The organism is Streptomyces rubellomurinus (assembly GCF_000961885.1).
In the GTDB taxonomy this organism is placed as follows: domain Bacteria; phylum Actinomycetota; class Actinomycetes; order Streptomycetales; family Streptomycetaceae; genus Kitasatospora; species Kitasatospora rubellomurina.
This window is the reverse complement of the sequence record NZ_JZKH01000026.1, coordinates 56652-74688: the sequence shown is the minus strand read 5'-3', so window position 1 is coordinate 74688 and position 18037 is coordinate 56652. Positions and strand designations below refer to the sequence as shown.

At 74.8% G+C, this 18037-nt stretch carries 18 protein-coding genes; 5 read left to right on the top strand and 13 right to left on the bottom strand.

The features are described from left to right. Positions 1-14: 14 nt before the first annotated feature. Together VM95_RS15130 and VM95_RS15125 are read right to left on the bottom strand one after the other, a co-directional pair. A complete protein-coding gene (locus VM95_RS15130; RefSeq protein WP_045696728.1) occupies positions 15-413 on the bottom strand; it encodes a hypothetical protein in 399 nt (132 codons plus the stop codon). 64 nt (positions 414-477) lie between these two features. After that, positions 478-1047, bottom strand: coding sequence for a MarR family winged helix-turn-helix transcriptional regulator (locus VM95_RS15125; RefSeq protein WP_045696726.1), 570 nt, complete (start codon positions 1045-1047; stop codon positions 478-480). A 64-nt stretch (positions 1048-1111) separates the two neighbouring features. On the opposite strand from VM95_RS15125, the gene VM95_RS15120 reads away from it, so the two are divergent. Continuing rightward, the gene (locus VM95_RS15120) at positions 1112-1831 is read left to right on the top strand and encodes an SDR family NAD(P)-dependent oxidoreductase (protein WP_045696723.1); all 720 of its coding nucleotides are present in this window, start codon (positions 1112-1114) and stop codon (positions 1829-1831) included. 114 nt (positions 1832-1945) lie between these two features. Here the strand turns inward: VM95_RS15120 and VM95_RS15115 are convergent, their stop codons facing one another. From VM95_RS15115 to VM95_RS15100, 4 genes are all read right to left on the bottom strand, one after another. Beyond that, the gene (locus tag VM95_RS15115) at positions 1946-2749 is read right to left on the bottom strand and encodes a putative protein N(5)-glutamine methyltransferase (RefSeq protein WP_107072969.1); all 804 of its coding nucleotides are present in this window, start codon (positions 2747-2749) and stop codon (positions 1946-1948) included. 278 nt (positions 2750-3027) lie between these two features. Then, on the bottom strand, positions 3028-5115 hold the full coding sequence (ligA, locus tag VM95_RS15110) for an NAD-dependent DNA ligase LigA (RefSeq protein ID WP_045696721.1): 2088 nt from the start codon (positions 5113-5115) through the stop codon (positions 3028-3030). Between the two features lie 96 nt (positions 5116-5211). After that, complete coding sequence (locus tag VM95_RS45190; protein ID WP_045696719.1) at positions 5212-5970, bottom strand: TetR/AcrR family transcriptional regulator; 759 nt, start codon at positions 5968-5970, stop codon at positions 5212-5214. A 374-nt stretch (positions 5971-6344) separates the two neighbouring features. Further along, positions 6345-7046: a ScbR family autoregulator-binding transcription factor gene (locus tag VM95_RS15100; protein WP_045696716.1), complete on the bottom strand. Its 702-nt coding sequence runs from the start codon at positions 7044-7046 to the stop codon at positions 6345-6347. A 418-nt stretch (positions 7047-7464) separates the two neighbouring features. On the opposite strand from VM95_RS15100, the gene VM95_RS15095 reads away from it, so the two are divergent. Continuing rightward, complete coding sequence (locus VM95_RS15095) at positions 7465-8106, top strand: C40 family peptidase (RefSeq protein ID WP_052707380.1); 642 nt, start codon at positions 7465-7467, stop codon at positions 8104-8106. A 21-nt stretch (positions 8107-8127) separates the two neighbouring features. Here the strand turns inward: VM95_RS15095 and VM95_RS15090 are convergent, their stop codons facing one another. Both VM95_RS15090 and VM95_RS15085 read right to left on the bottom strand, forming a co-directional pair. Further along, entirely contained in the window at positions 8128-9363 is a 1236-nt protein-coding gene (locus VM95_RS15090; RefSeq protein WP_045696714.1) for a glycosyltransferase, read from the bottom strand. A 195-nt stretch (positions 9364-9558) separates the two neighbouring features. Next, the gene (locus VM95_RS15085; protein WP_045696712.1) at positions 9559-10041 is read right to left on the bottom strand and encodes a MarR family winged helix-turn-helix transcriptional regulator; all 483 of its coding nucleotides are present in this window, start codon (positions 10039-10041) and stop codon (positions 9559-9561) included. Positions 10042-10163: 122 nt separating this feature from the next. Between VM95_RS15085 and VM95_RS15080 the strand changes: the two genes are divergently transcribed. Next, positions 10164-10574 (top strand): VOC family protein, encoded by a 411-nt coding sequence (locus VM95_RS15080; RefSeq protein ID WP_045696710.1) that lies wholly within the window; start codon positions 10164-10166, stop codon positions 10572-10574. A 64-nt stretch (positions 10575-10638) separates the two neighbouring features. Here the strand turns inward: VM95_RS15080 and thrS are convergent, their stop codons facing one another. Beyond that, the gene (gene thrS, locus VM95_RS15075) at positions 10639-11958 is read right to left on the bottom strand and encodes a threonine--tRNA ligase (RefSeq protein ID WP_078859927.1); all 1320 of its coding nucleotides are present in this window, start codon (positions 11956-11958) and stop codon (positions 10639-10641) included. A gap of 221 nt (positions 11959-12179) precedes the next feature. After that, on the bottom strand, positions 12180-12920 hold the full coding sequence (locus VM95_RS15070) for a leucine-rich repeat domain-containing protein (RefSeq protein ID WP_045696708.1): 741 nt from the start codon (positions 12918-12920) through the stop codon (positions 12180-12182). A gap of 221 nt (positions 12921-13141) precedes the next feature. On the opposite strand from VM95_RS15070, the gene VM95_RS15065 reads away from it, so the two are divergent. Next, complete coding sequence (locus VM95_RS15065; protein ID WP_045696706.1) at positions 13142-13921, top strand: alpha/beta fold hydrolase; 780 nt, start codon at positions 13142-13144, stop codon at positions 13919-13921. A gap of 77 nt (positions 13922-13998) precedes the next feature. On the opposite strand, the gene VM95_RS15060 is transcribed toward VM95_RS15065, so the two are convergent. Both VM95_RS15060 and VM95_RS15055 read right to left on the bottom strand, forming a co-directional pair. Then, positions 13999-15321: a serine hydrolase domain-containing protein gene (locus VM95_RS15060; RefSeq protein ID WP_157882111.1), complete on the bottom strand. Its 1323-nt coding sequence runs from the start codon at positions 15319-15321 to the stop codon at positions 13999-14001. A gap of 170 nt (positions 15322-15491) precedes the next feature. Then, on the bottom strand, positions 15492-15980 hold the full coding sequence (locus VM95_RS15055) for a carboxymuconolactone decarboxylase family protein (protein ID WP_045696704.1): 489 nt from the start codon (positions 15978-15980) through the stop codon (positions 15492-15494). Between the two features lie 168 nt (positions 15981-16148). Here VM95_RS15055 and VM95_RS15050 point away from each other — a divergent pair, with 168 nt between their 5' ends. Continuing rightward, entirely contained in the window at positions 16149-17003 is an 855-nt protein-coding gene (locus VM95_RS15050; RefSeq protein WP_244178777.1) for a pirin family protein, read from the top strand. 143 nt (positions 17004-17146) lie between these two features. On the opposite strand, the gene VM95_RS15045 is transcribed toward VM95_RS15050, so the two are convergent. Then, complete coding sequence (locus tag VM95_RS15045) at positions 17147-17929, bottom strand: oxidoreductase (protein WP_045696700.1); 783 nt, start codon at positions 17927-17929, stop codon at positions 17147-17149. Between the last annotated feature and the right edge of the window lie 108 nt (positions 17930-18037).

Below are 18037 nucleotides of genomic sequence, written 5' to 3'. Positions count from 1 at the left end.
CGGTCACTCGGAGGTCACTCCACCGGCCGCAACCACTCGGTGGTCGCAGGGCCGTAGGCGTCCGCCGGCGGCTCGGGCGGAAGCCGGACACCGGCATCGCACCGCAGCTCGGTGGAGACCACCTCGGCCAGCCTCAGGGCCGAATCGGCCAGCAGCCGCCGCCGGTGGGGGCTCAGCCGCCCCTGGCCCTTCCCGTAACCGGCCGCCCGGCCGAGGACGACGACATCCATGAAGTACGGGACCGAGAAGTGGTCGTCCTCATGGGGCCGGGTCCAGCAGCGGAAGTTGACCCGGGTGCCTTCGCTGAGGAAGGAACCGCCGCGGTCCTCGTCGAGGGAGAAGAGAACCGGCTGCAGGAGCTGCGAGGGCCGGCGCAGCCCCGCGCCGGCATCCTCGACCTGATCGGCCGTCATCGCACTCCCCCGGTGTCGATCGCCTTCCGCCCCCGCCCGACCGCAGTCGGCTGGTCGGGCCACGCTACCCGCCCTGACCGCCCGCGGTCGGGGCCGTTCGGCGGCGGACGTCGGCCAGCAGCTTGTCCAGGGTCGCGATGAGGGTGGTGCGTTCGTCGTCCGACAGGCAGCCGACGAGTGCGGCCTCCCGGCCGAGCACGGTGTCGACGGAGCGGTCGATCAGCGCGTGGCCCTCGGCCGTGAGGTCGACCAGGACGGTTCGGCCGCTGCCCGCCGGTGTGCGCCGGACCAGGCCGTCGCGTTCGGCCCGGGCGATGCGCTGGGAGACCGCTCCGGCCGTGACGAGGGTCCGCCGGGCTATCTCGCGGGTGCTGAGGGTGTAGGGCGGGCCCGAGCGCCGGAGGACGGAGAGCAGGTCGAGGGTGGCGGCGTCGATGCCCGCCGCGCGCAGGGCCCGGGCGCGGTCGTCGGTGAAGAGCTTGGCCAGCCACCAGATCGGGGTGACGATCTCGATCGACCCGGTCGGGGCGCCCGGCCGCTCCCGCCGCCAGGCGGCGGCGATCTCGGCGGCGGAGTGGGCGGGTGCGGGTTCCTCCGCGTTCTCCGGGTCCTGCGCTGCGGGGGCGTCGGCCACGGTGTGATCCCCTGTCGGTCTCGGCTATGTTTAGGTCTAAACGTATCAGCCGACAGGGGGACCCATGACTTCTCGCACCGTGCTCGTCACCGGCGGAACCAGTGGCATCGGCCGCGCCATCGCCCGGCGGTTCGCCGCCGAGCGGGCCGAGGTCGTCGTCACCGGGCGTCACGCGGACACCGTCGAAGCGACCGCCGAGGAGCTCGGCGTGCACGGCGTCGTCTGCGACGCGACCGACCCGGGCCAGGTCGCCTCGCTCGCCGCCCGCCTCGGGGCGGTGGACGTGCTGGTCAACGCCGCCGGCGGCCTGCCCGGGGCGGCGCCGGCCGACCGGGCACCACTGGAGGCGCTGCTCGCCCAGTGGCAGGCCAACCTCGCGCAGAACCTGCTGACCGCGGTGCTGACCACGGCCGCGCTCCAGGACCGGCTCGCCGACGGCAGCGCCGTCCTCAGCATCGGTTCGATCGGCGCCGAGCGGCGCGGCGGCTCCTACGGCGCGGCCAAGGCCGCGCTGGCCGCCTGGAACGCCTCGCTGTCCGCCGAGCTCGCTCCCCGGGGGGTGACGTGCAACGTCATCTCCTCCGGCTACGTCGCCGGCACCAACTTCTTCGGCGGTCCGCTGGCCGACGAGCGGCACCGGGCGCTGGTGGAGGAGACGCACAACAAGCGGCCCGGCACGGTCGACGACATCGCCGAGACGGCCTGGTTCCTCGCGTCCCCGGGCGCCCGGCACATCACCGCGCAGACCGTCCACGTGAACGGCGGCGCCTTCTCCACCCGGTAGCGCGCCCGCCGGACAATCGGGGCCGGCCGACCGGGCCCGGCCGTCGCCAACACGGCGACGGCCGGGCCGGGCGGTCAACCGGACGGTCAGCCGGCCGTCGTCAACCGGCCGTCGTCAACCGGCCGTCGTCAGCCGCGCGGTGACCACCGTCGCGTCCAACTCCTCGTCCTCGTGGGCCTCCGCCACCAGGCCTGCCGCGCGCACCACCGCGAGGGCGGTCGCCAGCTGCCGCTCACTGGTCTCGAACAGCAGCGAGCCGCCCGGCGCGAGCCACCCGGGCGCCTCGGCGGCGACCCGGCGCAGCACGTCCAGGCCGTCCGAGCCGCCGTCGAGCGCCGGAAGGGCCTCGTACAGCCGGGCCTCGGGCGGCAGCAGGGCGACGTCGCCGGTCGGGACGTACGGGACGTTGGCGATCAGGACGTCCACGCGCCCGCGCAGTTCGGCGGCGGGCAGGGCCGCGAACAGGTCGCCCGCGAAGACCCGGGCGCCGGCGGGCGCGAGGTTGCGGCGGGCGCAGCGGACGGCCGCCGGGTCCAGGTCGGCCGCGTACAGCTCGACCGGGTGCCCGGCGCCGGCCGCGACGGCGGCGCCGAGCGCGCCGCTGCCGCAGCACAGGTCCAGGACGACCGCGCCGGGCGCGGTGAGCCCGGCCGCGGTGGCGGCCAGGAACTCGCTGCGGCGGCGCGGTACGAAGACGCCCGGGTCGACGGCGATCCGCAGCCCGGCGAACTCGGCCCAGCCGACGACGTGTTCGAGCGGCCGCCCCTCGGCACGGGCGCGGACCATGGCGGCCAGGTCGGCCGGGGTGGCGGCGGAGGCGAGCAGGATGCGCGCCTCGTCCTCGGCGAACACGCAGCCAGCGGCGCGCAGGCGGGTGACCACGGAGGATCGGAGGGCGGAGGAGGAGAAGACCGGCACAGGGGACCCCTTGGGGAGAATTCGGGAGGAGGCGAGATGGACTCCGCCAGGGCTCCCGTCAGGGTCGTCGCGTTGCCGGCGCGTGCGCGCTATGCGCGCACGGCGCCCACGCGGCCGCGCTCCGGGAGCACCCGCTCGGACATTCCGTTGATGGGGCTCACCTCCCTCGGTCGCGGTCGTACTCGGCGCCGCACACCCTACCGCACCGGCGGCGCCGACGATCACTCCGTTCCGTTCAGCCCGTTCCGTTCAGCCCGTCCCGTTCACCCCGTTCAGCCTCAGCCCAGGAAGCCGCGCACCAGCTCGGCGAACTCCTCCGGCGCCATGACCGGTACGCCGAGCTCCTCGGCCTTGGCCCGCTTGGAGCCGGCCTTCTCCCCGGCGACGAGCAGGCTGGTCCGCTTGGACACCGAGGAGGAGGCCTTGCCGCCGGCCCGCTCGATCAGTTCGTTCATGGCGTTGCGGGAGAGCTCGGCGAGGGCGCCGGTCATGCTGCCGGTGACCACCACGCTCTGCCCGGCCAGCGGGCCCGCCGCACCGTCCGCAGCGCCGTCCGCAGCCCCGCCCCCGGCGCCCTCCGCCACGCCCTCCGGATTCGTCCGGACGGCCGGCGGCTCGGTCACCGCCGTGCCCACGCCCTGCTCGGCGAGCCGGTCCAACAACGCTGCCACCTCGGCGAGTTCGGAGAGCACCAGGGCCGCCTTCTCGGTGCCGATGCCGTCCACGGCGGCCAGCGCCTGGGCATCGGCGGCGCGGATCGCGGCCATGCTGCCGAAGTGGGCGGCGATCCGGCGGGACATGGTGCGGCCGGTGCCCCGGATGCCGAGCGCGCAGAACACCCGGCCCAGCGGGCGGGTACGGGCGGTCTCGATCGCGGCGAGCAGCTTGTCGGCGCTGGTCTCTCCCATCCGGTCCAGGGTGAGCAGCTGCTCCCGGGTGAGGGTGAACAGGTCGGCGAGGTCGCCGACCAGCCCGGCCTCGACGAGTTGGACGGCCCGGGTGCCGCCCAGGCCCTCGATGTCGAGCTGGTCGCGCCCGGCGGCGTAGATCACCGAGGCGACGACCTGGCAGCCCCGGCCGCGCACGCAGCGCCAGCGCTGCTCGGAGGTGTCGATGGCGTCGCCGCAGCGCGGGCAGACCTCGGGGAAGGCGATCGGCCGCTCGGCGCCGGTGCGCTCCTCGACCAGCGGCGCCTCGACGCGCGGGATGACGTCGCCGGCCCGGTAGACGAACACCCGGTCGCCGATCATCAGACCGCGCCGCTCGATGTCGGCCGGGTTGTGCAGGGTCGCGTAGGTGACGGTGACGCCGTCGATCACCACCGGGTCGAGCACCGCGCGGGGCGCGATGATCCCGGTGCGGCCGACGTTCCACTCGACCCCGAGCAGGGTGGTCACCTGGTGCTGCGCCTGCAGCTTGCGGGCCACCGCCCAGCGCGGCGCGCGGGAGCCGGAGCCGGCCGCCTCCTGGTCGGCGACCGCGTCGGCCTTGACCACCACGCCGTCGATGCCGAAGGGCAGTTCGGCGCGCAGGGCGGCGATCTCGTCGATCCGCTGCTGCGCCTCGGCGAGGGTGGCGCAGCGCCGGGGCGCGGCCTCGGTGGCGGCGGCGGTGTTGGCGCCGAGTTCGGCGATCCGGGCCAGCAGCGCGGCGTGGTCGAGGCCGGGCAGGCCGTGGGCGTCGTAACCGAAGAAGGTCAGCTCGACCCGGTAGGCGCGGTCCTTGGCCCGGAGGGTGCCGGCGGCGCCGCTGCGCGGGTGGGCGAAGGGGGTGGCGCCGTGGGCGGTGCGGACGGCGTTGGCCTGCTCGAACTGCTCGTGGGTGAGCAGCACCTCGCCGCGCAGTTCGACGTCGACGGGCTCGGCGAGCCGCTCGGGCAGGCCGAGCACGGCGTCGGCGGCGGCGGTGATGTCCTCGCCCGCCAGGCCGTCGCCCCGGGTGAGCACTTGGGTGAGCCGGCCGGCCCGGTAGCGGGCGGCGACGGCCAGGCCGTCCAGCTTCGGCTCGACGCACCAGGCGGCGACGGGCCGGCCGAGCCGGCGCTCCAGGCCGGCGGCCCAGGCCTCCAGCTCCTCGGCGGAGAAGACGTTGCCGAGGGAGAGCATCGGCACGCTGTGCGGGACGTCGCCGACCGCCGCGCCGCCGGCCACCTTGCCGGTCGGCGACTCGGGCAGCACCTCGTCGGGGTGCTCGCGCTCGTACGCCTCGACGGCGCGCACCAGGGCGTCGTACTCGTCGTCGCCGAGCGGCGTGGCGCCGTCGGCGTAGTAGGCCGCGGCCGCCCTCACGGCGGTGGCGACGGCGTCGGCGTAGGCCTCGGGGGAGGCCAGGGCTGCGGAAAGGGCCGGGCTGGCTGCGTCCTTCATACCGCCATCATGGCGAGTAGTACTGACATTCGGCCGTCGCGGCGGGAGCGGGTGGCGTCCTGGGTGGCGTCCCGGGCGGCACCGCGCCGCCGGGGCTCAGGCCGGCCCGAGGGCCGGGGGGCCGGTCCGGTAGCCGCCGACGGCGCCCGGGGGGACGAGACAGGGCAGCAGCCAGTCCCAGAGGGCACCGACCCGGCGCGCCCGTTCCTCGGGCGGGCAGCCGTCCGCGAGGACCACCTCCAGGCCGCAGGCGGCGGTCACCACCAGGGTGTCGGGGCCGGGGCCGGGGGCGTCCGGGCGGCCGCGCAGTTCGCCCGCGCGGCGGGCGGCGGCCAGCAGGTCGCCGGTGATGCCGGCCCAGACGCCGTGGAAGCCGTGGAAGCCGTGGAAGCCGTGCGGATCGGTGGATCCGGGGCCGGATCCGGGCGCGGGGCCTGAGCCGGGGCCCGCGCCTGAGTCGGATGCGGGGCCGGCGCCTGAGCCGGGTCCGGACCCGCCCGTACACTGCCAGTCGCCCTCCCGGCCGAGCCGGAAGGCGGCCCGGATCAGCGGGTCGGAACCGAGGGCGTCGGCGAGCCAGTGGCCGGCGTCGATCAGGGCCTGGAGCGGCGAGGTGGCGGTGCGCCGGGAGCCGCAGGCGGCGCGCAGGGAACGTTCGGCCTGGGCGAAGACGGCGCCGGCCAGCTCCTCCTTGGAGGTGAAGTGGAAGTAGAGCGCCCCCTTCGTCACGCCGGCCGCCGCGGCGATCTCGCCGAGGGTGGCGCCCGCGTAGCCGGAGCGGTCGAACAGTTCCGCTCCCGCCTCCAGTAGCCGTCCGCGCGTGCGCCGCGCCTTCTCCTGCCGCACCTGGTCCATCGATCCCTCCCGATGACGAACACGACCTGACCCCGAGCCGGTCCGGCCCCCTCGGCGGCCCGGCAAGCAGGACGGCGCGTGGTGGCCGACACAATCCGGCCCCGGACGACTCCCCCAACTCCCTTACCAGGGTGGCACGGAGGCGCGGGGCAACGGTCGACGAGCACGGCGAGTTCAGGCCGTACGCGGAGCCGCCCCAGGAGTGGCCGCGAGGATCCACCGACCCGGACTGGTCCGCCACCACAAACCGAACGCCTTGCATCTTTCCGCACGGGCACTGGCCTTGCGACCGATCCCGGCCCGGCGACGGCAGCACCCCGAACCCCACCAGCCTTGCGGCGTCGCCGAGTTGACGCCACGACCGGGGCCCGCACTCAGTGCGCGCCGACCCCGCCCGCCACCACCGCGGGCTGCGCTTCGGAGTCCCCCGCCGCCGCCCGGGCCGCCGCCACTTCGGCCACCACCTCGGCCCCGCGGCCCGACCCGATCCGCAGCGCGGCGAGTACGCCCGGCACCGCGATGCTGGGCAGCAGGTGCCGGTACAGCGCGGCCACCCGTTGCTCCAAGTCGGCCCGCCCGGACAGCTTCTGGGACTGGATCTGCACGCCCGTCCACGCCGCGGTCATCAGCCACGCGGTGTCCGCCGGGACGACGTGCGGCAGCAGTTCGCCGCGTTCGCCGGCCGCGACCAGCAGCGCCTCCATCCGGCGGATCCAGCCGGGAATCGCCCCGCTGCCGAGGTCGTCGAAGGCGTCCTGGCCGAGCGAGAGCCGGGCTCCCGCGCTGAGCAGCGGATCACGCGGCATCAGATGCGCGACCACCATTCCGGTGTCCACGAACTCCTGGAGCTTGCTGCAACGTTCGGGCACGCCGTCCTGGGAGAACTGCTCCTCGAGCACACCGCGCGCGAGGTCCCGCTTGGAGGCGAAATGGAAATACACCGCGCCGCGGGTGACCCCGGCCCGGGCGACCACCTCGCCGATGGTGGCGCTCTCGTACCCGAACTCGTCGAAGACCGAGGCCGCCGCCTCGAGGATCAGCCTTCGCGTCCGAAGCGCCCGCTCCTGTCGCACCACCGCAACCACCCCGCCCTGCGCCCGTCCCCGAACCGAACCGAACACCCCGCATCCTAGCGACGGGCGTCCTCGGGGCGACAAGAAGTCGGGATGAGAAGACGCCAGGAATTCGTCCGTGCGCGCGCCCCTTCCCCCACCCGCGTGTTCGATATTCGGTCAACTCGAATTTGTGCCAGCGTGGAATTAATTCGCACCGCCAACGGCTCGACGCGGCCGGGGCGTTCACTCCCAGGCCAAACCGGACGATCGGTTTGGTTCCTGCCCGATGGTCCATCACCCTCCCCGATCCACCCGGTCCGCGATTCACCGGTGCGGGTGATGGCGAGGGGCCCACTCGACCGGAATCCTGGAACCTTCCGAGCGGCGCCCGCCGAACCGCACCGACCGCACCGCACCGCACCGAACCGGGAGTCACCCGATGGAGTCCCCACCGCCCCGCCGCGACCGCTTCCCCGGGCTCGGCCGCCGCCGTCTCTTCGGCCTCGCCCTCGGCGCCGGGCTGGTACCGGCCGTCGCCGCACCCGCCCGCGCCGACTCCTCCGGCCCCAGGCCCGGCCCCGGCCCCGGGCTCCCCGCGACCGCCGGCGCCGCCGCCCTCGGCCGCCGGGTGGCCGCCGTCGCCGCCTCCCAGCTCGGCGTGCCGTACGCGTGGGGCGGCGGCGACCGGCTCGGCCCGAGCCTCGGCTTCTGCGACGACGAGAACGGCTACCTGAACGGGAAGTGTCTGGGCGAGACCACGGTCGGCTTCGACTGCAGCGGCCTCGCCCTCCACTGCTGGTACCGGGCCAGCCACGGCACCGTCGAACTCGGCCACTACACCGTCGCCCAGTACCACCGCGCCGCACCGGTCGAGCGCGACGCACTCGCCCCGGGCGACCTGCTGTTCTTCTCCCGCCCGGACGCCCCGCTGCACCACGTCGGGATCTTCGTCGGCGACGGCGCGATGATCCACGCCGAACGCACCGGCACGCCGGTCGCCCGGGTCGAGCGGGTGCTGGAAGTGCCGCGCTGGGCCGGGGAGTTCGCGGGTGCCCGCCGCCCGGGTGCCGCAACTCCGTGACGTCCCCGGCCGCCGCGTGCGTCACCCGGCGGCGGGCCGCCTCCCCCGGTCGGCCACGTCGAGCAGCAGCTTCGCCGCCACCGCCGCCCCATCGGTGCGGACGGTACCGGCCACGGCCCTCGCCCGCGCCGCCGTCGCGGGCGCCAGCGCGGTGGCGAGCGCCGCGGACAGGGAGTCGACGGTCGGCACCGGGCCCGGGTGCGCCGCGCCGATGCCCAACTCGGCCACCCGGGCCGCCCAGTGCGGCTGGTCGACGATCTGCGGCACGATCACCTGGGGCGCTCCGGCCCGGGCGGCCGTCGCCGTGGTGCCGGCGCCGCCGTGGTGCACGACGGCGGCCACCCGGCCGAACAGCTCCTGCTGGTTGACCTCGCCGACGACGAAGCAGTCCCCCCGGTCGTCGACCGCCGCCAACTCGGCCCAGCCACGGCCGAGGAGCACCCGCAGTCCGTGCGCCCGGACCGCCTCGACGGCCACCCGGGCGAGCTCCGGCGCCGTCCGCATGGCCATGCTGCCGAAGCCCACGTACACCGGCGGCGGGCCGGCCGCCAGGAACGCCGCCAGCTCCGGCGGCAGCGGGCGGGTGTCCGGCCGGAACCACGCGCCGGTCTGCACGAGGTCGAGCTCGGTCGCGTCCTGCCACGGCCCCAGCACCGGGTCCGCCGCCAGCCACGGCCGCTCCGTGTAGACGTGGTCGCGCACGTTCGCCACCGGCGGCAGGCCGATCGCCGCCCGGTGGCGGTTGAGCGCCGGGCCGTACAGCGCGTTCACCCGTTCGGCGTCCTGCTCCCACAGCACCTTCAGGTCGGTCTCCCCCTCCGGCGACGGCTTGCCGGGCCGCCGCTGCGGCGCGAACCGCCGCGACGGCAGACCGAACGGGTGGAAGCACGCGAACACGTACGGGATCCCCAACTGCTCGGCCACCGACCTGACACCGGCGGGCATCAGGCCGGTCGCCAGCACCGCGTCACAGTCCGCCGCCGCCTCGGCGAGCACCTCGAACCGGTCGGCGACCAGCTCGCCGGCGAGCCGGAACGCGTCCTCCATGGTCGGCGCCCTGGTGCCGGTCACCACCGAGCGCACCGACGGGCCGCAGGGCACCAGCGGCACGCCCGCACCGGCCAGCAACGCCGCGAACTCCTCGTCCGGCGGCGCGCACACCCGGACCTCCGCCCCGAGCTCGCGCAACCGCACCGCCAGCCCCGCCAGCGGCTCGACGTCCCCTCGCGATCCCCAGGTCGACAACACCACGCGCATGCCGCAATTCACCCTGTTCCCACTCGATTCCGGCTGAGGCCGACCATCCTGGGGCATGACGGGGGCCTTGCCGCAAGCCCCCCGGTGCGCTATAGCTTGGTAGTGGCGGGGAGTTGATTCTCCTCGCCCTCGCGTTTCCCCGGGCCCCTCGTTTCTGCGGGCCCCTCGCTTCTCCGGCCCGCCGCCGGCTGCGCGCTACATGGCGCCGCGCCGCTCCCCCTGCGCCCGGTGCAGCCGCAGCAGCAGCCCGTGCAGCACCTCCCGCTCGCCCGCGTCCAGCGGCGCCAGCACCTCGTCCTGCACCGCCCGCGCCTGCTCGTCCAGTTCGGCGAGCAGCACCCGCCCGGCCGCGGTGATCGTGACCGAGACCCGCCGCCGGTCCGCCGCGTCCCTGGCCCGCTCGACGTAGCCGGCGGCGGCGAGCTGGTCGGCGACCTTCGCGAGGTCGCTCGGGTCGATGCCCAGGCGCCGGACCAGGTCGCGCTGGGCCTGCGGCCCGAAGTCGGAGAGGGCGGCCAGCACCGCCATGTCCCAGAGCCGGAGGTCGCGTTCGGCCAGCAGCTCGGCGAGGCGGCCGCGCGAGGACTTGCCGATCCGGGACAGCAGGTAGGTGCTGAGGTCGAGCAGGGTCGGCGGCAGGGCGTGGCCGGGCGGCAGCGGCGGAAGATCGGAAACCATGGCGCCAGTCTAGGGTCCCTCCCTATAGTGGGTGCCGACCCACTAATTCGGCGCCGGGCCGCGCCGGGCCACACCTTCCCCCGACGCCCCCCAACGCCCCCTCCGAGCCCAGGAGTTCACCCGTGGACGCGCTCTACCCCCGCCTGCTGGTCACCCGATTCGCCGAGTGCTTCGGCTTCTACCGTGCCGTCCTGCCCGCCCTCACCGGCGCCGCCCTGGTCAAGGGCACGCCGGAGGGCCCGTACGCCAACTGGGACGTCGACGGGCAGGCCGTGCTGGTGCTCTACGACCGGGCCGCGATGGCCGCCGACCTCGGCACCGCCGACCTGCCCGCCCGGCCGGGCGCCGCCGTCCAGGACACCGCGATGCTGGTCCTCCGGGTCGACGACGTGGACGTGGCGCTCGACCTCTGCCTGCGCAACGGCGGCAGCCTCGTCGTCGGGGCCACCGACCGCCCGCACTGGGGGCCGAACCTGCGCAGCGCCCATCTGCGCGACCCGGAGGGGCACTTGATCGAGCTGCAGTCGTACTGACCCGCAGGTGCGCCGGGCCGGCAGGTACGCGACCCGACCGGCCCAACCCGGCCCGCCGCTCGCCCTACCGAGCCGCGGGCCCGACGGCCTCAAGGCCGTCCGCCCACAACTCCGGCGCACAGTCCGCCACCTGCTCGCCGATCCGCGCCCAGGCCGCCTCCGCCGCCATCGGCTCCAGCTTGCGCCCGTCCCGCAGCCGCAGCGCGACCTGCTCGTCCGCGGCCTCCTTCGCCCCGATCACCGCCTGGTACGGGACCAGCCGGGCCGCCCGGATCCGGGCGCCGAGGCTGCCCTGCTCCGGCCCGGCCACCTCGGCCCGCAAGCCGAGGTCCAGGCAGCGCTGCCGCTGCCGCTCGGCCTGCGGGAGTTGGGCCTCGGAGACCGGCACCAGCACCACCTGGACGGGCGCCAGCCAGGCCGGGAACGCCCCGCCGTAGAGCTCGATCAGGTGGGCGACCACCCGCTCGACGCTGCCGATCACACTGCGGTGCACCATCACCGGCCGGTGCTTGGCGCCGTCCGCGCCGATGTAGTGCAGGTTGAAGCGCTGCGGCTGGTGGAAGTCGATCTGCACGGTGGACAGGGTGGACTCCCGCCCGGCGGCGTCGGCGATCTGGACGTCGATCTTCGGCCCGTAGAACGCCGCCTCGCCCTCCGCCGCCTCGAACGGCACCCCGGAGCGCTCCAGCACCTCGGTGAGCAGCGCCACCGCCCGCTCCCAGAGCGCCGGGTCGGCCACGTACTTGCCGCCCGCGCCGGGCAGCGAGAGCCGGTAGCGGACGGGCTCGATGCCGAGCGCGCGGTGCGCCGCGCGGATCAGCTCCAGCGCGGCGACGGCCTCGTCGGCGGCCTGTTCGGGAGTGCAGAACACGTGCGCGTCGTTCAGCTGGATCGCCCGGACCCTGGTCAGCCCGCCCAGCACACCGGACAGTTCGGAGCGGTACATCCCACCCAACTCGGCCATTCGCAGCGGCAGTTCGCGGTAGCTATGGGAGCGCGAGCGGAAGATCAGCGCATGGTGCGGGCAGAGGCTGGGACGCAGCACCACCTCCTCGGCGCCGAGCCGCATGGGCGGGAACATGTCCTCCTGGTAGTGCTCCCAGTGGCCGGAGATCTCGTACAGTTCGCGCTTGCCGAGCACCGGCGAATAGACGTGGCGGTAGCCGGCCCGGCGCTCGCGGTCGCGGATGAACTCCTCCAGCGCGTGCCGGACGGCGGCGCCGCCGGGCAGCCAGTACGGGAGGCCCGCGCCCATCAGCGGGTCGCTGTCGAAGAGGTCGAGTTCCCGGCCGAGCCGGCGGTGGTCGTGCGGGTCCGCCTGGACACGGCCGTTCGACTGCTTGTGGCCGTTCGACTGCTCGTGGTGGTTCACGGGGTGGTTCATGAGGGTGGTCTCCGCTCGGGTGGGCCGCCGGGCGAGTGGAGCCGGGAACGCCGAAGCCCCGGGGCACTCGCCCCGGGGCTTCGGACTTGGTCAGCAGTCAGCGCGCCGGGACTCTCTCCGGCGTCGTCGTGACGAGTGCAGCGCGCTTCATGCCGTCCACGGTAGCAGGCCGACCGGCCGCGTGGTGATCTTTTTTCCGCTGGCACGATGGCCCCGTCCGGTCAGTACAGGACGGCGCAGCCGCGGGCCGCGAGCGCGTCGAGCAGCCGGGCGGGCGGCCGGACGTCGTTCCAGCGCAGGTCCAGCTTCTCCAGTGCGGGCAGCGCGCCCGGCTCGGCCAGCCAGGCCGGCAGCGCGGTGATCCGGTTGGCCCGCAGGTCGATGCGGCGCAGCAGCGGCAGTCGGGCGAGCGCGGCGGGGATCTCGGTGAGGGCGTTCTCCCGCAGTTCCAGCTCGCGCAGTTCGCCGAGCCCGGACACTGTCTCCGGCAGGGTGCTCAACTGGTTGCCGCGCAGCCAGAGTTCGCGCAGTGCGCGGAGCCGTCCGAGCGAGTCGGGCAAGGCTGTGAGCCGGCCGCGCTGGGCGCGCAGTTCGATCAGGGCGGTCATCTCGCCGATGGTGTCCGGGAGTTCGGCGAGCGGGTTGTCGCCGACGTTGAGGTAGCGCAGCGCGGTGAGCCGGCCGAGTTCCGCCGGGAGGGCGGTCAGCGCGTTGTCGTGCAGGTAGAGGAAGTCGCCGAGCCCGGTCAGTTCGCCGAGCTCGGCGGGGAGGGCGGCGAGCCGGTTGTGTCCGAGGTCGAGGGTGCGCAGCCGCCGCAACCGGCCGATGCCGGGCGGGAGTTCGGTGAGGCCGGTATCGGCGAGAATGAGCACGGTGAGCTCGGTGCGGTCCCAGACCTCGGCGGGCACCTCGGTGAGCGGCTGCCGCCAGAGGTTGAGCACGGTGTCGCCGTCGCCGCCCATGCGTCCGCCCTTCGGGTATCGGCGGCCCGGCCACCTCGGCCGCCCACCTCGGCCGCCCAGTCTACGGGCGGGCCGAGCCCGGGGCCGGGGCCGGGCCGGCACGCCGCCGAAGGGGCCGGGCGGCCCTCGGCGGAGTGGCGTTCGGCCGGCCGACGTTTGGCGCCCCGCCCCCCGGGGGCAGGACCTGCCGTGCCCGACAACCCTCCCGAGGAGAGCCGCCCTTGAGCCCCGTCCCGCTCCCCCACACGCTGATCGGCCACGGCCCGCACCACGTGCTCGTGGTGCACGGCTGGTTCGCCGACCGCGCCGCCTACGACCGCCTGCTGCCCGACCTCGACCTCGACGCCTTCAGCTACGCCTTCGTCGACCTGCGCGGCTACGGCGAGGCCCGCGACCTGCCCGGCCGCTACACCACCGCCGAGGCGGGCGCCGACCTGGTGGCGACGGCCGACGCGCTGGGCTGGGAGCGCTTCTCCCTGATCGGGCACTCGATGGGCGGCTGCGTCGTCCAGCGCGCGCTCGTCGCCGCACCCGAGCGCGTGCGCCGGTTGGTCGGCATCGCGCCCGTCCCGGCCATCGGCATCCCGTTCCCGCCCGAGCAGTGGGAGCTCTTCGCCTCCGCGGGCGACCTGGCGGAGAGCCGCAGCGCCATCATCGACTTCACCACCAGCGGCGTCCGCCCGCGCGCCTGGGTGCGGCGGATGACGGAGCAGTCGCTGGAGCGCAGCGACGCCAAGGCCTTCCGTGCCTGGCTGGACTCCTGGGCCCTGGAGGACTTCCACCAGGAGATCGCCGGCCTCGCACTGCCCGTGCGGGTCCTCACCGGCGAGCTCGACCAGGCGATCACCCCCGAGCTGATCCGGCAGACCTGGCTGCGCCACTATCCGCACGCGACCGAGGTCCGCCTCCCCTCCACCGGGCACTACCCGATGGAGGAGACGCCGCTCCAACTCATCAGCGCCATCGAGGAGTTCCTCGGCGAGGACGACCCGGAGTCCTGACCGCCGCCCGCCGCGCCCGACCGGCCCCTGCCAACCGGTCGGGCTCGGCGGGCGCTTCGGGCGTCGTACGGCGGCCCTCACCGTCCGCCGCAGAACACGTCCTCCAGCAGCTGCCCCTGCGCCTGGTACTGCGCGATCTGCTGCGGCCCGTCGCCCCTCGGGGTGGTCGACACCGCGAGCGAGCGGGTGCCCGAGGACCACAGCTGCGACTGGTACCCGGGCATCGAGCCGTCGTGCCCGTAGACCGGCCCGCAGGACAGCTGCACCCGGGCCAGCCCCAGCCCGTACGTCATCCGGCTCGGCGAGCCGTCCGCGGTGACCGGGATCGTGGTGGACATCTCCTTCATCAGTTCCGGCGAGAGCAACCGGCCGCCCAGCAGCGCGCGTTCGAAGCGGAGCAGGTCGTCGGTGGTGGAGATCAGCTCACCCGCGGAGTTGGCCCAGGTGACGCTCTGCACCGTCAGGTCGAAGTCGGTCCGCTGGTCCGGTCCGGGGCCCTCGACGAGCGTCACGTAGCCGTGCGCGTGCGGGCCGCGGATGTCGGTCGCCGCGCCGGGCAGGTAGGTGCGGGTCATCCCCAGCGGGCGCAGGATGCGGGCCTCGATCTCGTGCGCGTAGCCGTGCCCGGTCACCTTCTCGACGACCATGCCGAGCAACGTGTAGTTGACGTTCGAGTAGTGCCACGAGGTGCCGGGCGGGAAGTACGGCGCGTGCGCGACCGAGGCGGCCACCACCTGGGAGCGGGGGACGCTGTGCGACGGCCCGCCCTCCCGGTACCACGTCCGGGCTTCCTCGGCGGTCTTGAACGCCGGGAAGACGCCGCCGTCCGGCTCGTTGGTCGGGTCCCACAGGCCCGAGCTGTGGTTCATCAGCTGCCGGATCGTGATGTTCCCGCCGTTCGGGACCAGCCCCGGCAGGTAGCGCTCCACCGGGTCGTCCAGGCCGATCCGGTGCTCGCCGACCAGCTGCAGCACGGTCGTCGCGGTGAACATCTTGGTGATGCTGCCGGCCCGGTACCGGCCGTCCGTCCGCACCGGCGCGCCGGTGGCGAGGTCCGCGACGCCCGAGCCGGCCCGCACGGTGCCGTGCTCGTCCGCGACCTCGCCGAAGGAGGCCGCCGCCCCGGCCCCGGTCACCCGCTGCAGCCCGGCGCGCAGCCGGGCCCCGACGTCGGCGCGATCGCCGCCCTGCGCGCCCCCTTGCACGCTCCCTTGCTCGTCGACCCGGGCGTCGCCCGGCACGAGGCCGACCACGACGCCGGGGCCCACGGCTCCCGAACCCGCCGAAGCCCCCGGCCCGCCCGCCCCGCCCGCGACCGGTGTCGCCGACGCGGAGGCGACCGGCGCGGCCAGCGCCACGCAGATCGCCGCCACCAGTACGGACACCCGACGACGTGCCATCGCCCAACCCCCCACTCCCCGTGGCGAGCCGCGCCCGCCGCCTCCGCCCAGCCTCTCCGCTCCCCCTCCGGCCGGTCATCCACCACCCGGAGGAGGCAGTTCTCCGCCCTTCTGCCGAGGAACGCCTACGCCGCGCGGAGGAGACGGTCGTACCCAAACTCCCCTGACGGTCAGTTGGCGGCCGTGCGCCGCACCGGGTGCTTGCTCATGATGGACACCCGGTTGAAGGCGTTGATGGCGATCGCGACCCAGACCGCCGCCGAGATCTCCTGGTCCGTCAGCACGGCCCGGGCGGCCCCGTACGCGGCCTCCTGCAGCGCGGCGTCGCTCGGCGTCGTGGTCGCCTCCGCGAGCCCGAGCACCGCCCGCTCCCGCTCCGTGAACACCTGGGTGTCCCGCCACGCCGGCAGCACCCCCAGCCGCTGGGCGGTCTCGCCGGCCCGCAGCGCGGCCCTGGTGTGCACGTCGAGGCAGTACGCGCAGCCGTTGATCTGCGAGACCCGCAGGTTGACCAGCTCCACCAGCCCCCGGTCCAGCCCGGCCTCGGCCGCCGCCGCGCCCGCCACCTCGGCGGCCGCCGCCTGCGCCCGGTAGGCCTGCGGGGTCTGCTTGTCGATGAACACCCGCCGCTCCGCCGGGACCACCGTCACGTCACTCACCTGAGCTCCTTCCGCCGTGCTCGACCACTACTCTTCTCGATGATCATTCCATCATGCATAATAGTTGAAAATAGAACCACCCGGCAGGCGAAAGGGCCCATCGTGAGCACCGTGAGCACCGTCGACATCCTCTCCCCCCGGGACGTCCCGCTCGGCGGCCCCCGCGCCATGACCGTCCGCCGTACCCTCCCGCACCGCGACCGCCGCCTGATCGGCGCCTGGTGCTTCGTCGACCACTACGGCCCGGACGACGTCGCCCGCAGCGGCGGCATGGACGTCGCCCCGCACCCGCACACCGGCCTGCAGACGGTGAGCTGGCTGTTCAGCGGCGAGATCGAACACCGCGACAGCCTCGGCGTCCACGCCCTCGTCCGCCCGGGCGAGCTCAACCTCATGAGCGCCGGCCACGGCATCTGCCACTCCGAGGTCTCCACCCCCGCCACCACCGTCCTGCACGGCGTCCAGCTCTGGGTCGCCCTCCCCGAGGAGCACCGCCACAGCGCCCGCGACTTCCACCACCACGTGCCCCGGCCCGTCCCCCTCGACGGCGGCGAGGCCCGCGTCTTCCTCGGCACCCTCGCCGGCGACACCTCCCCCGTCCCCACCTTCACCCCCCTCCTCGGCGCCGAGCTCACCCTCCGCCCGCACGCCACCGTCACCCTCACCGTCGACCCGGCCTTCGAACACGGCCTCCTCGTCGACCGCGGCACGATCCTCCTCGCCGACACCCCCCTCCACGCCGGCGACCTCGGCCACCTCTCCCCCGGCCCCACCACCCTCACCCTCACCAACCCCACCCCCACCGAAGCCCGCGCCATCCTCCTCGGCGGCACCCCCTTCGACGAACAGCTCGTCATGTGGTGGAACTTCATCGGCCGGTCCCACGAGGACATCGCCGAAGCCCGCGCCGCCTGGCAGGCCGCCTCCCCCCGCTTCGGCGCCGTCGAGGGCTACCCGGGCGACCGCCTCCCCGCCCCCGAGCTCCCCGGCACCCCCCTCAAGCCGCGCGGCCGCGTCCGCTGACCTGCGCGGTTCAGGACGGGGAGCCGGCCGCCGGGTCAGCGTGTCTGCCCGGACAGCGCCCGATGCTGCTTCCGCGGGCGACGGCGGGGGCGGCCGTCGGTTCGGAGCCTGCGTCGGTGATCGGATGGGCGGCCCGGCGGAGTTCAGAGCGTCTGGACGAGGCCGCCGTCGATGACGAAGTCGCTCCCGGTGACATTGCCCGTCCGCTCACTGGCCAGCAGCAGAACGAGGTCGGCGACCTCCTGCGGCAGGCTGAAGCGGCCGGTGGCGGACTGTGCGACGGCACTCCGGGCGATGTCCTCCGGCTCGCCGCCGGACGCCTTCGCGACCGTCGCGGCGACGCCGCCGTCGCCGAGCCACAGCGCCGTGGACACCGGCCCGGGGCTGACCGTGTTGACGCGCACCCCGCGCGGACCGACCTCCTTGGACAGGGCCTTGCAGAAGTTGGTGAGCGCCGCCTTGGCCGCGCAGTAGTCGATGACCATCGGGTCGGGCAGGAACGCGTTGACCGAACTCACCGTCACGATCGAAGCGTTGCCACGGTCGATCAGGTGGGGCAGGGCCGCCCGGGTGGTGCGGACGGCGGCGAGGAAATTGACCGTCAGCCCCTGGATCCACTCGTCGTCGGTGACGGCCGCGAACCCGGCCAGACGGGGGTGGACTGCGCCGACGTTGTTGACGAGGATGTCCAGTCCACCGAACCGGGAGATCGCCGCCTCGACCGCAGAGACGGGGCCGTCCGCGGTGGCGAGATCGGCCGACACCGGATGCACCTGCGGGGTGAGCTCCGTCAGCGGGCCGGAGACACCGCGCGCCACCGCGACCACGTTCACGCCCGCGGCGGCGAGTGCCTGCGTCACGGCGAGGCCGATTCCCTTGCTGGCACCGGTGACAACGGCGACCTTGCCTGAGAGCTGCAGATCCATCGGAGACTCCGTAGGGGTGAACGGCAGGACGGCCTGCGGTGCGATCGCCCTGCTCAGAATCGCCGGCGGACCGGTTGCCCGCCGCCCGGCCGGCGGCCGGGACATCGC

Bases quoted from the DNA above. Each gene is read 5' to 3' on its own strand.
- VM95_RS15130 (WP_045696728.1), bottom strand. From the start codon at position 413: ATGACGGCCGATCAGGTCGAGGATGCCGGCGCGGGGCTGCGCCGGCCC.
- VM95_RS15120 (WP_045696723.1), top strand. From the start codon at position 1,112: ATGACTTCTCGCACCGTGCTCGTCACCGGCGGAACCAGTGGCATCGGC.
- ligA (WP_045696721.1), bottom strand. From the start codon at position 5,115: ATGAAGGACGCAGCCAGCCCGGCCCTTTCCGCAGCCCTGGCCTCCCCC.
- VM95_RS45190 (WP_045696719.1), bottom strand. From the start codon at position 5,970: ATGGACCAGGTGCGGCAGGAGAAGGCGCGGCGCACGCGCGGACGGCTA.
- VM95_RS15095 (WP_052707380.1), top strand. From the start codon at position 7,465: ATGGAGTCCCCACCGCCCCGCCGCGACCGCTTCCCCGGGCTCGGCCGC.
- VM95_RS15090 (WP_045696714.1), bottom strand. From the start codon at position 9,363: ATGCGCGTGGTGTTGTCGACCTGGGGATCGCGAGGGGACGTCGAGCCG.
- VM95_RS15085 (WP_045696712.1), bottom strand. From the start codon at position 10,041: ATGGTTTCCGATCTTCCGCCGCTGCCGCCCGGCCACGCCCTGCCGCCG.
- thrS (WP_078859927.1), bottom strand. From the start codon at position 11,958: ATGAACCACCCCGTGAACCACCACGAGCAGTCGAACGGCCACAAGCAG.
- VM95_RS15070 (WP_045696708.1), bottom strand. From the start codon at position 12,920: ATGGGCGGCGACGGCGACACCGTGCTCAACCTCTGGCGGCAGCCGCTC.
- VM95_RS15060 (WP_157882111.1), bottom strand. From the start codon at position 15,321: ATGGCACGTCGTCGGGTGTCCGTACTGGTGGCGGCGATCTGCGTGGCG.
- VM95_RS15050 (WP_244178777.1), top strand. From the start codon at position 16,149: ATGACCGTCCGCCGTACCCTCCCGCACCGCGACCGCCGCCTGATCGGC.
- VM95_RS15045 (WP_045696700.1), bottom strand. From the start codon at position 17,929: ATGGATCTGCAGCTCTCAGGCAAGGTCGCCGTTGTCACCGGTGCCAGC.